Source organism: Planktothrix serta PCC 8927 (genome assembly GCF_900010725.2).
Lineage (GTDB): Bacteria > Cyanobacteriota > Cyanobacteriia > Cyanobacteriales > Microcoleaceae > Planktothrix > Planktothrix serta.
In genome coordinates, this window is record NZ_LR734876.1 from 67,515 (window position 1) to 80,350 (window position 12,836).

Consider the following 12,836-nt stretch of genomic DNA (forward strand, 5'->3'; position numbering starts at 1 on the left):
AGTATCACCCTAAGTACATGAAAATCCCAAATTTTTACTAACGCTTACAAACAGGCTCTTTTTTATAATCAGGAGTCACATCACTATAAAAGGTGCGAATTCCTCTATTTTTAGAAACAAAAACATTAGTAAACGTTTTTCCATTATCCGTTATTCTGAGCAAACAAGCATTAGTTTGAGGGTGATTAACGGAGTTATTTTTAAAAGCTTTAGTAGCAATAGTTAATATTTCTTCCGCATTCAAAGTATAGGCATATCCCTTAAAAGGAGATTGGACTAATTGATTGCGTACTTTCATCACAACTCCCATAGAATAAACCGCACCCGGAAGAACTTCCGCCCGATAATCAGAATTCGGTAAACGTCCGGCTAATTTTTTATTTTGTAAGTCTAAATAACGTCCGACATAGTGTAATCCTCCGATTTCTTGATAATCCAGTTCTCCACAGAAAACGTGATCAAATCCCTTGACAACAAACCAAGCATTAGTAAAATCATCCAGGAATTCTTGATTAGAAGTTCGCCCAGAAATAATAAAGCCTCCGACATTCTGTTTAATATTAGCGAATACACCCGGAAACTGTTTGATCATCATTTTAAACTCAGTCGGACTAACTACATTTCCTGGTAAACCACAAATTTTATTAACCGCTTGATCAAATTCATTTAAACGGGGAGGAACTGGGGTTAAATCTTGTTGACCTCCGACCGCTACAGAAACCGGATTATTAACGGTATCAAAAAAAGGTAAAAATTCCGATTTAGGGGAATAACTGGCAATAGCAGCATTCGGGAAAAGATTAAGAAATAGTAATAGAGTTAATCCCGTGAATCTGCCCATCCAATTTAATAGTTTAGTTCCCAGATGACTCGGTGTTTTGATGAAAAATTTAGCCATATTCTCCTAGGGTTGTTCGGTTAAAGTAATATCACTAAAAGTACCGTTAAATCCGATTGGATTTTATTAATTTTTATAATATTTTTCCGCTTCATATTGTGATTTTTTAAAGATTCCAGTAAAGTGTAGAAAAATATTGTGATCTGGAGATCTGAGTTAATGTTAGTCCCCAATCGAGAGCAACACCGTCCTTCCGAGGAAGAGATTGAACAAATGTGGCAGGAATTAGAAGTTGTATCTATTCCCTTAAAAGACCCTGCTGTTGATGAACTCTTAAAACAGTTACGAAAAACACATCAAAATGGAGGTGCAGAATTTGCTCGGTTTCAACTTTCTCCTCATCCCGTCTTAGAGTGGTTTGGTTCACGAGATTTACTGAATGAAATTAATTTTTTTGAACAATTTGTTACCTTACCCTCGGTGATGGATGGTTTATCAGCTTTAGAAATTGAAACCCCCTTAGCAACGTCCTTAGATTTAACCGACGATACGAGCGCCTTCACCCTGGATGGAGAATTAGGAGAAATTTTAGTATTTGGGGGTGCGTATGAAGAATTTCAAGGGACAGCGAAACAAGCCAAGGATTTAGGGATGAAATTCTGTGAGGCCCTGTTTCAGAGTCGTTATGATGAAATTCAGATGTATATTTCTCAAGAACCTTGGACAGAGTGGTTTGCTGATGTGGCTTGGGATGTAACTTGGTTCGGAGTTGATAAGCGAAACTCTCAAATTTGGGTATTATGTATTACCGATACGGATTAGTTAGAGAGAGTTCCTGGCCAATTTTATCCTTTTGTAGGAGGGAACAGGGAACAGGGAACAGGGAACATCGCAGGAAAAGAGTTCTCTGGGCGCGGTTTTAGCATCAGTCTATGTCCTAACACCCCCGGCGCGACTGCTATACCCTAAAAAAATTGGTTACAACTCTCCAAAAATAGGCTACAACAGAAGCAACAACAAGAAAGATGATCTGTACCGGATTAGCAGTATTATTGTTGAGCTACACCTGAAATTTCACAGCGTTCCCCTTGTATTCAAAACGTAAGTAGCATCGGCGGATCTCCTGAGAGTTGCTGTAAATTTAATCTGTCCATATAGGGATTACAGTCAATGCTTTTCCCAATTATGATAGGCTCCAGAGTCAGATTAGAGCAATTTTTCCCGATCTGGAATTAGGGCTGCAATGTCAATTTTCTAGGGAAAAAATTTTCCTATCCAGTGACCCTGACGTTGTAATCCTGAATTCAGTTCAAGGGAATTTTGAGGATTTCAGTCCTCTGAGGCGGGAGCACCCATTGGATCTAAGGGTCAATCCGATCCCTTAATCCTGCTGCTGAAGGCACTCAGACGAATACAAGCAGGAACCCTTCCTCCTTCGTTACTGGAATCAACCCCTGGATTTTGCAAAAAAAGATTCCATTTTTCCCAGCTTATGCTATATTGAAAAATGAGGAAGTTGCTTTTAACGGCATCGACCATCTACGCAAAGGCAAACGTTCAGGCGGGAAAGCGTTAACACTTTAGAATTAGAACAACTTAAGAGGTATTATGAGCCAAAAGGTTATACACCCGATGGATAAGTTTCAACGTCAGGTGCATTCCCTGGTCAAGTCTGACATTATCAAACCTTCCGAGAGTCTGTGGAAAATTGCCCTTCTCTATGGCGATGAATGGAAATTTTGGAAGCAGGAATTGTTAGAGTTTGGTTTCTCCATGCAAGATCCCATCAGCGAGTTATTAGCCGTTGAAGCCTGGGATGAAGACGAAGAGTAGAAGCCTATTTCTCAAACCCTTCCTGATGTCAGTCGGTCTGCACTCAATCTCGAATTTACCCTGTAATTAAATTAAATCTGCTGTTTCAAGTTTTGTATTTCTTTCTATAAGCTTTTAGTCCATTGCCCTTTCCCCTTCCTTTGCGTAATTGTTCCTCATGATTTCATGAATTTAGGCAATGGGCTAAAGCTTGAGATAGATCTGAAGCCGTTTGATACCGATCTTTGGGTCGATATTCTGTGGCTTGTTCAATAACTTTTCGCAGTTGCGGTGTAATCGTGGGAACGTTATCGAGTTCAAAACCATAACTATTCCCCCGTTTGCCATAAAATTTTAAGGGTGTTTCGGCGGTCAGTAAAAAAATTAACGTTGTACCGATCGCATATAAGTCCGACTGGATCATCGGTTGTCCCCGATCCTGTTCAGGAGCGCTGTATCCTTCTGCACCAATTCGGGTTCCCGGAGGGGTTCCAATTTCTTTCACGGCTCCAAAGTCCAAAACCACAATGCGGTGATCTCGTCGTCGCAAGAGTAAATTGGCAGGTTTGATATCTCGGTGGATAATGGGCGGATCGAGTGAGTGAATATAGTCCAATACCTCACAGGTTTGCATCATCCACTGAATGGCTTGTTGGGGAATCACTGGCCCCCGTTGATGGATGTACTGTTCGAGATCCGTTCCATGGATCATTTCCATCACTAAATATTTTTTACCCTCTTCCACGAAAAAGTCGTAAAACTTGGGAATACCCGGATGGTTTAAGGCTTTTAGGGTACGGGCTTCTCGTTCAAATAATTCTTGCGCTTTGGCAATTTGTGCCATATCCGCGTTCATTTCTTTGAGAACGACGACAACAGGCACGGCAGATTTGGCGGTGGTGGAGTCCCACGCCAAAGTTGTTGTTCCCATCCCTCCTCGTCCGATGGTTCTCAACACTTGATATTGTCGTACCGTGCGTTCTACCTGAATTGGAAACCCACAATGGATACAAAATAGATTTCCCCCCGTGTTGCCCTCATGGTTACAAGCAGGGGCGTTAGCTGGAATCACAATCACGCTGGCTTGGAGTTTAACTTGTAATAGAGGGCCACCTTTGGCCAATTCAATTAAAGCTCCATCTCCCACTAATCCCTGAGTCGTGAGAATACCATTAATAAAAGTACCATTGGTTCCCTTACTCACGATTAACCAAGGAGAACTCTGGGTTTCGTCTGAGGGATGATGTAACTCCAGATGATACCGGGAGACTAAGGGATCAACAATGACAACCTGATTATCTGCTGCTCGTCCAATGCGGATAATTGCTTCCTGTGCAAATGTCCACTGTCTCAGGGGCGTTTTTTGTTGGGGATCTAACAACGTTAGGGTTAGCATTGATTATGGTTAGCGGTTGACTGTTGGCTGTTGACTATTGGCTGTATTCTTCCCCGACACCCGACACCCACCTACACCCAAGCTCGAACCACAACAGCCGTAATATTATCGTGACCATTATATTGATTACCCAAAGCAATTAAATCGTCTACTCCTGTGGCTAAATCGGTTTCAGGATTTAATAAAGGGTCAAGCTGAGTTTCACGGAATCTTTCGAGGACATCATGATCGGTTAAACCATCGGAGGCTAATATTAAAACTGTATCTTCCTCGATTTCCAAAAATTGAATATCGGGGTGAACAAACTGTTGTTCTCTAGGGCCTAATGCTTGTGTTAACTGATAGGCATCGGGGCGAGAATAGGCGAGAGCGGGATCAATTCCCCGTTGAATTTCTCGTTGTCCAACTTCATGATCAACGGTAATTTGTTGTAACCCTTGTTTGCGGGTTAAACGATATAATCGACTATCACCAACATGGGCAACGGCGACTTGATGATTAACCACTAGCGCCATCACTAATGTAGTTCCCATGCGGCCACTCCCGGAACGTACCCCTTGTTGATTTTCAGTATAAATCGCTGCGTTGGCTTGTAAAATGGCATCTTGTAAAGTTTCCTCCGTCGGAAGTGCTTGTAAACCTTGATTTTGGAAATAGTTCTTCAGGGTATCAACGGCCATTTGACTCGCCACTTCTCCTCCGGCGTGTCCTCCCATGCCATCACAAAGAATATATAAACCCCGTGCTGACAATATCTGTCCCCTGGGGGTTTCTTGAATCTTGATGTGGGTTTCCATGCCAAAACAGTCTTCATTATGATCGCGTTGACGTCCAACATCCGTGCGTCCAATGGCTTCTAAATGTCTGAGTTGTTGAACTGGAATCACCGTTGGAGCCTGATTTAAAGAGGGTTTGGGGAGTTCCTGACAGTCTGCTTGTAGAGGAGTCGAGGTAGAGGGAAAATTAATTTCATCTAAAACGACCATTAAATCGGTTCGGAGTTGTTCAACGGTTTGAGTTTTTCCTTCAATTAAATCCCGTAATACTTCTGTTAAGGAACCGACCAAAGTTCGTTGAGATTGTTGAAATAACTCCTGCCACATTCGCCCTAAATCTGATAAATTCAGGGGATCATCAAGCTTTTCAAAATACAGTTGTTGTAAACATAACTGTTGAGAATTTTGAGAAAAGACTCGTAAATTTGAGATTTCTAGTAAACTTTGACGACAGCCCCAAGGTTCTAACAATACCCACAATTCAACTAAATCCCCTAACCAATAAACAATTTGTTGGGGTGTAGTTTTTCTGTTACTCCACAGGTCAGATAATAGGGGAAAATCAGCAAAATTTTCTAATAGAATCACACTATAAGATGGATTTTCCCAAGCATCTTGTAACCGAGGGAAATAGTTCGGCTTTTGAGAGGTTAAGGAAAAATAGGGTTGAGCCGCCGCAATAATAAACGTCTCTACCTCTGGATTTGAGGGGGTAGAAGTTTGGTCTTGTAAAGCTTTTAACGGGGAAACCTGCAACGGTTGAGTATCTAAAACCTTAACAGTGAGAGTTTCACCCGCTTTTAGGGGGGGGAGAGGGTCTAAAAGTTGATAACGTTCCTGGGGGTCTAAATAAGCCTCACTGGGCTGTTCCAGGGGTTCAATACCGGGGGGGTCGGGGGGTAGCTCTTGGGGGGGTTCCAGGGCATCCTTAGCCGGAATGGTGATGGATTCGAGGTCTGTTGGGGAGAAAATTTCTTCTCCGGGTTGATCTGGGGATGGGGTTGAATCTGGCTCCTGAGCGTCTGGAAGGGAGGCGGGGGGTTCGGTATCAATCCGATCTAAAACCGATTCGGCGGTAGGGTCAGAGGCTGTGTTAGCCCCCTCTAAATGGTCATTATTTAAGGACTCGGCGGCGGGTTCAGGTTGAGAAGTAGCTAAAGACGAAGGGAGAACCACCGCTAGATAAACCGTTCCGGTTAATGTCCCGCAGTTTTGACATTGAAGCGTATCCAAGGGAACCGTTGTTCCACATTCAGGACAAGGTTTCTGGGTGAGAGAAGTACCACAGCGTTGACAAAACTTGTTGAGATTGGGGTTTTCAAATTGACACTGGGGACAAACAACCATAGTTACCAAAAAAATGGGTTTAAAGCCACGTCTTTGTAGGAGGGCTTTTTATTTATAGTTAAGTCTATAATAGCATCAATTCACTGAAATCCTTCATTTCTAATGGTTTGAACAGCGATTGATTCCAGAGTCGATAGAGGAATATGACAAAAATATTGGCGGCGAAACTGTTCTTCTTGAACGGTAGCTAAGAAGGTTGGGATTAATTCAGCCAGGGTTGGGGAAGAATTTAAAGTTTGTGAATTTTGCCAGGTGATATAAAAGGCATGATCTCGATATTCTATCTTAAATCCTAATAATTTTAAGCTTTCAAAACCAATTTTTAGGGGGATTTCTCCTAAATTTAATTGAGTTCGGAGTTGTTGACGAGTAACGGGTTGATGGGTACGACTGAGATATTTAGCAATTCCGATCAGTTGTTCCCAAATTTTTTGAGGAGGTAATAATTCGGGTATCGTATAAGCGATCGCTAAGGGTCGTTTTTGAATATAAGCACGTCGAAACCAAGCTTGTAAATCTTCCCAGCAAGTCGGACAGTCTTTGAGAATTAATGAATTTTCACTTATTCCAGAATCAGATAAAATTTCATCAAGGTTTTGATTTCGATAATCTAAAATTGGGTGATCAGCAAGATTAATTGACGATAGAGGAGCGTGATCTTGAGCAGAACGTAACTCTAATAAGCGAATCTCATATTGTTTTTTAAAAGTATTAAAATCCAGTTCCACAATAATATCCCATCGTCCATCGGGTAAGTCATCTTTATAATGTCCCCACCAAACCCCCGAAAATCCCGTTGAGGTGGACTTGTCCCAGAGTTCAAAAGTAGTTTTAATATATTGAACTTTTCGCCCTCTTAAATCTTGTTCTAAAGAATGCCAAGGATTAACAAACCAACAATTTTGAATTAATATTTTAGGAACCGGATTTCCCATTCCACAGGGTTCTAAGAGTTTTAACTCTTGAAATAAATCAAATCCTAATTCTGAAACGGTACAAACTAAATCAATTTCAATATTTCGTTGACCCACTTCCTCTAAACTCGATTCTAATTGTTCTCGCATTTGGCGATTAATCGCATCAATAAATATCGGAAGATTTTTGATCGGTAAACTTAACCCGGCTGCTAAGGGATGACCCCCAAATTGATGTAAAAGATGGGATTGACTTTTGACTAATTCATAGAGATCAATTTGATTAACAGATCGAGCCGAACCTCTAGCTAATTTAACTTCTAAATCTTGCTGATTTTGATCCTCATAACTGCCTAAATCAAGGGTTCCTTCTGTACTTAATAAAATCGTCGGTCGGCAGTATATTTGAGCCACTTGACCGGCCACTAAACCTAAAACGCCTCCCGGCCATTGAGCATCGGATAATACAATTACCTGGGTTGTGGATAGGTCAATTTTTCTTAATTTTGCCGTGACATCACGGGTAACATCCTGTTGTAATGCTTTGCGGCGAGTATTGGCTAATTCGGTTTCTAAGGCTAATTGTTGACAGCGTTTTTGATCTCGGCTCGTTAGCAATTCAACACAGAATTTAGCATCCCCATAAATGCGACTCACAGCGTTAATTCTGGGGCCAAGACCAAAGGAAATATCCGTTGGGCGATCGCCTGTTCGTTTACATAAATCTAACAGTTTAGCGACCCCTGGACGGGTAGGTTTATGCAATTGTTGTTGTAATTTTTCGATTCCAACTTGAGCTAAATATCGACAATCTCCTTTGAGTTGAACTAAATCGGCAATTAAACCAATCGCAACTAAATCTAATAAATCTTCTAAGGGACGTTGGGGAATATGGGGTAAGGTTTCATATAAAGCTTCAATTAATTTATAAGCAACCGCAACTCCTGATAAATGATATAAAGGATGATCTGGGGATAAATAACGGGGATTAATAATCGCAATAACCGGAGGTCTTTCTTCAAGTAAAGTATGATGATCGGTAACAATAATATCAATGCCTAATTGGTTAGCATATTCAATTTCTTTTAAGTTTGTACTTCCAGTATCACAAGTAACAATTAACTGACATCCCTGGTGATATAATTGATCAATTCCGGCACAATTTAACCCATGAGATTCCGTTAATCTGTTGGGGATATAATAAGATAATTGCTGATTTTCTCGATTAAAAAATTGTCCTAATCCATCCCATAATACAGAAGTTGCCGTAATGCCATCGGCATCAAAATCCCCCCAAATTATGACAATTTCTTGACGATTTCGGGCTAAAATTAATCGATCTATTGCCCTTTCGATCTCAATGCCAAATTCAAAAGGACTCGCAGGTTGATAGCATTGAGGATTTAAAAACCCGATTAATTGTTCAGGGGTTTTTATTCCTCTATTTAATAATAATTGAGCAATATATTTTCCTGAAATTTGAGGTGCATACTCTTGAATGATAGGAATCATCCACTCAGGAATATCTAAATTGGGTTGAATTTGCCACATATAGCAGGGAACAGGGAACAGGGAACAGGGAACAGGGAACAGGGAAAAAAGATTATTCCCTTAAATTGTAACCTCTTGAATTTGATCAATATTATATAAATTTATAGCCTCTAAGGGTTGAGAAAGAGATAATTCTTCAGGAACTCGTTGACAACGGATGGCAAATTGACAGGATTTACAACATCCTTGATTAATATCAACTTGGGGAAAAGGTTCACCTTGTTGATAACAATCTAAATTCTGATGAAATTGATCAACAAGTTGGGTTAAATCCTCGTGATTTTTTTGATGTTGTTGTTTATTATAGGGAAAATATAAAGATTGAGGAGGTTTTTTCTGAGGAGACTTGACAAACCAATAGGTCATCGAAACTTGTTCGGGTAAATATTGACTGGTTTCGACTAAAGTATAAAGATATAAACGAGTTTGCCAACTTTGTTCTAAAATTTGGTGATTTTGAGGTCGAGGATAGGTTTTCCAATCAAAAATTTGCGCCTGTTGTTCCTCGGCTTTAATTAAATCATAAATAACAACTAATAAATCATCCTTAAAATTTAAACTACGATAATGTTCTGCTTCTCGAAAAAGGCAGGTTGAATTTTCAGAATCTACACTAAAAATATCCGATGCAACGGTTAAAAATTCAGTATAACAACGTTGTAATTCGGCATCTTCGGTAAGTAAGGGCTCTACAGGTAATCCTAACTCATGTTGCTGCATCAATAGGTGAAATTGACTTCCCCAAGCGATACGTTCTTCATCCTCTGGAGAAATGGGTGAAACCAATTGATCTAAATAGGTATATTGAAATTTTCGGGGACACAGAGACAACAAATTTAAGTGTTGTTGAGACAGTCTAAATCGAGTCATGGCGATTTGATCAACAAACAGGTCTACTTTGAATTATCACCTGAAAAGGGTGAAAACGGTTGCGATGATTCCTCCTAAAATTAGACTTATGTTAAGTAATATGATTGGCGAATATTTCCTGAATAACGTTTCAAATTTAATCGGTTTTTCCTTAGAGATGTTCAATCCATTCAGCTTGTTTAGATAATTTCGCTTGTTGTTGTCCTTTGAAGCGATCGCTTCCATTTAATAACGAAATTGGGGTACTGACTAAATCCACGATTTCCGCTTTTCCCATCAACAGTTTTATGCTACCGAGAGGTAATTCTTTGAAAATCCAACGTCCTAAACGATAAACATAATCAGAAGGGGTTAATTCTTGCATTAAATTAATCCCATGAAGTTCATGCAAATAACGATTAGATTCCCCATAACGTCGCCATTGACTTTGTAAGGCTTTGAAGGTAGACCGATGACGGTGTTTAACCGTTGCTTGGGGTGCAAATTCTAATTGATAATCGCTTTGTTGTTGAATGCGCCAACAGATATCCGCATCCCCCCCAGTTGTTAAATAGGGACGAAATAAACCCACCTGTTCAAAAATAAGGCGACGAATTGCTAAATTAGCGGTTTGACCGTAGGGTAAAAAAGCATTATTTAAAGTATGTTTTTGAGATAAAGTCTCTTGTTTATCGGCATACTTTTCTAATAAATTTTGACTGGGTAAGGCTATAATTTCACCTGCAACTAAACCGATATTTTTATTAGAAAAGGGTTTAATTAATTCCTCTAACCATTGGGATTCTGGTCTACAATCCATATCTGTAAAAACAATAATTTCACCCATTGCGGCTCGAATTCCTGCATTACGAGCAGCATAAGAACTTTGAATCTTATTTTCTGATAGTGATCGAATATTAATTGAAGAACCAGCCGCTAACTCCTGTACCATCGCCACAGAATTATCCTGACTATTATTATCCACTAATAAATATTCTACTTGATCTACCGGATAGGTTTGTAAGCGCAAACATTGAATTAAATCCGGTAAATCTATCTCACCATTATAAACGGGGATAACAACAGAAAGGTTAGTCATGATCAGGGTGGGTGTAGGGAAAGAGGAATATTTGGGGTTATCTAGGTTGATGAATAGCCGAGGATAAGACTGATTAATACTAAAATAGCATTAATCACATAAAAACTACCCACAACTTGGGTTTCTTGCCATCCTGATAATTCTAAATGGTGATGCAACGGAGCCATTTTTAACAGACGTTTTCCCACTCCTTCGGAGTTTTTTGTAGCTTTATAATAGCTAACTTGAGCAATTACAGATAGGGTTTCAACCAAGAAAATTCCACTGATAATTAATAACACCCACAAACTATTGGTTAATAAGGCTACTGTTGCAAAAGCTCCTCCTAATGCTAAAGCTCCCGTATCTCCCATAAACACTTTTGCTGGGTTACGGTTATGGGTGACAAACCCTAAACAACTGCCACTCATACAAGCACAAAAGGTGGTTAATTCCGGTGCGGTGGGGGCTAAATAAGCACCTAAACCCAAAAATGCGATCGCGCCTAACCCTGCCATTAAACCATCAACACCATCAGTTAAATTGGTAGCGTTACTCTCAGCAACTTGCACAAATATTGCTAATGGCCAGAATAATAATCCGAGGGGAATTGCTAATCCTAATGGTAAAGCAACGGTTGTTATAGTTGCCGATTGAGTGGCGAGTAACCAAAAACAAAATAGCGTCGCAAAACCAACTTGCAACGCCAATTTCATTTTAGGAGAAATCCCTTTATTGGATTTACGTCTTAAAATCTGCCAGTCATCCAACCAACCAATAAATCCATAAGCCAAAGTTAAGGCAGAAACCGCAATTATATTCGGATTAAATTGAGTTAAAATTAAGGCGATCGCAACTCCAACCGGAATAAAAAAGACGCCTCCCATCGTTGGAGTTCCGGCTTTTTGTAAATGCGCTTGGGGGCCATCTTCTCGAATAAATTGTCCGGCTTTAATTCGGACTAACATCGGAATTACCCAATGTCCCAACGCAGAAACCGCAACCGTACAAACAAACCAAGGCAAAAACAATGACCCTTGAATTTGGAATAAATGGTCATTCACCCCATCTAAACTAAAGGCGAACACACTCAACCCTAAACTCAGGAATAACAACAATGTTTGTCCCGATAAATTGAATGATTTAGCCGAAGAAAATTTGCTATCCACAGAAAAAATTTAATCCTCAACACCACAATTTCAAAAGACTGAAAATAGGACAAAGGGTTTCAGTCACACCATGACAATTCCCCCGTCTGTCTTTCTAGCCTTCTAATAAATCCTCAGCATCATCATCATCATCATCATCATAAACGGAGTCATCAACGGACATGAGTTCCGAGATTTCCTCCTCCTCATCCAAGTAGTCAGTGACTTCACCACTGGGGGTATCCCGCGCGATCAGACGTCCCGTTGATTCTAACCAAGCCAAAAGTGAAATTTCTTGCTTAGAAGGAATCACGTCAGCAGGTTCATGGACAGGGATTTCGCGTAACGATGGATTGAGCATTTTTAGTTTCAGGTGTCAAATAGAAGTGCGTTAGACTTAATGTAATTTTACACAATTATTGATTATGGACGGTATCATAATTTTTAAATCTATTTTGAGTTTTATAGATTTAAAAAAACTAACAAATAATTAATTAACTATAAGTTAAAATTATGATTAATCAAAAAAAAGCCACCCTCTTAGAAATGATTGCGGGTAAAAATCGAGGGTTACTCGCCACTGAAACCGATAAAGCGGCGATTTTATCAGCTATTACTCAACTGGAGGACTTCAACCCCAACCCTCGACCCCTAGAAGTACCTCAACTGTTAGAGGGAAATTGGCGACTCTTGTATACCAGTAGCGATGAATTATTAGGAATTGGTCGGTTTCCGTTGTTAAAATTAGGGCAAATTTATCAATGTATTCGGGTTGCGGATCAGAAGGTTTATAATATTGCGGAAGTTCAAAGTTTACCCTTATTAGAAGGATTAGTTAGTGTCGCGGCAGAATTTGAACCGGTTTCAGATAAACGAGTCAATGTTAAATTTAATCGGTTTATTATCGGTTCTCAACGCTTCATTGGCTATCAATCTCCTAATCCTTTTATTACGGATATTGAAAGCGGTAAAAAATTTATTGCGATTGATTTTAATTTAAAAGCTCGTGAGCAACAAGGCTGGTTAGATATTACCTATTTAGATGAAGATTTAAGAATCGGACGGGGAAATGTTGGGAGTGTGTTTGTATTAACAAAAGTTGTTTAATTTCCAGGTTTATTAAGTTT

Annotated in this window: 11 protein-coding genes; 3 read left to right on the forward strand and 8 right to left on the reverse strand. The window is 39.8% G+C overall.

Annotation, left to right across the window (positions count from 1 at the left end):
* Nucleotides 1–37 precede the first annotated feature (37 nt).
* Entirely contained in the window at nt 38–898 is an 861-nt protein-coding gene (locus PL8927_RS16250; protein ID WP_083623534.1) for an EndoU domain-containing protein, read from the reverse strand.
* 138 nt (nt 899–1,036) lie between these two features.
* Between PL8927_RS16250 and PL8927_RS16255 the strand changes: the two genes are divergently transcribed.
* Together PL8927_RS16255 and PL8927_RS16260 are read left to right on the forward strand one after the other, a co-directional pair.
* Nucleotides 1,037–1,660 (forward strand): hypothetical protein, encoded by a 624-nt coding sequence (locus tag PL8927_RS16255; protein ID WP_156093215.1) that lies wholly within the window; start codon nt 1,037–1,039, stop codon nt 1,658–1,660.
* Between the two features lie 786 nt (nt 1,661–2,446).
* A complete protein-coding gene (locus PL8927_RS16260; protein ID WP_072721045.1) occupies nt 2,447–2,671 on the forward strand; it encodes a DUF4327 family protein in 225 nt (74 codons plus the stop codon).
* 163 nt (nt 2,672–2,834) lie between these two features.
* Here the strand turns inward: PL8927_RS16260 and PL8927_RS16265 are convergent, their stop codons facing one another.
* The 7 genes from PL8927_RS16265 to PL8927_RS16295 form a co-directional block, all read right to left on the reverse strand.
* Nucleotides 2,835–4,046: a protein kinase domain-containing protein gene (locus tag PL8927_RS16265; RefSeq protein ID WP_083623539.1), complete on the reverse strand. Its 1,212-nt coding sequence runs from the start codon at nt 4,044–4,046 to the stop codon at nt 2,835–2,837.
* Between the two features lie 71 nt (nt 4,047–4,117).
* Complete coding sequence (locus tag PL8927_RS16270) at nt 4,118–6,169, reverse strand: serine/threonine phosphatase (protein WP_083623542.1); 2,052 nt, start codon at nt 6,167–6,169, stop codon at nt 4,118–4,120.
* A gap of 80 nt (nt 6,170–6,249) precedes the next feature.
* Nucleotides 6,250–8,634: a single-stranded-DNA-specific exonuclease RecJ gene (gene recJ / locus PL8927_RS16275; protein WP_083623547.1), complete on the reverse strand. Its 2,385-nt coding sequence runs from the start codon at nt 8,632–8,634 to the stop codon at nt 6,250–6,252.
* 60 nt (nt 8,635–8,694) lie between these two features.
* The gene (locus tag PL8927_RS16280; protein WP_083623548.1) at nt 8,695–9,504 is read right to left on the reverse strand and encodes a PD-(D/E)XK nuclease family protein; all 810 of its coding nucleotides are present in this window, start codon (nt 9,502–9,504) and stop codon (nt 8,695–8,697) included.
* A gap of 151 nt (nt 9,505–9,655) precedes the next feature.
* Nucleotides 9,656–10,582, reverse strand: coding sequence for a glycosyltransferase (locus PL8927_RS16285; protein ID WP_083623550.1), 927 nt, complete (start codon nt 10,580–10,582; stop codon nt 9,656–9,658).
* Between the two features lie 41 nt (nt 10,583–10,623).
* Nucleotides 10,624–11,730: a phospho-N-acetylmuramoyl-pentapeptide-transferase gene (gene mraY / locus PL8927_RS16290; RefSeq protein WP_083623552.1), complete on the reverse strand. Its 1,107-nt coding sequence runs from the start codon at nt 11,728–11,730 to the stop codon at nt 10,624–10,626.
* A 94-nt stretch (nt 11,731–11,824) separates the two neighbouring features.
* A complete protein-coding gene (locus PL8927_RS16295; RefSeq protein WP_083623554.1) occupies nt 11,825–12,070 on the reverse strand; it encodes a DUF3134 domain-containing protein in 246 nt (81 codons plus the stop codon).
* 152 nt (nt 12,071–12,222) lie between these two features.
* Between PL8927_RS16295 and PL8927_RS16300 the strand changes: the two genes are divergently transcribed.
* On the forward strand, nt 12,223–12,816 hold the full coding sequence (locus tag PL8927_RS16300) for a PAP/fibrillin family protein (RefSeq protein WP_083623556.1): 594 nt from the start codon (nt 12,223–12,225) through the stop codon (nt 12,814–12,816).
* Nucleotides 12,817–12,836: the final 20 nt, after the last annotated feature.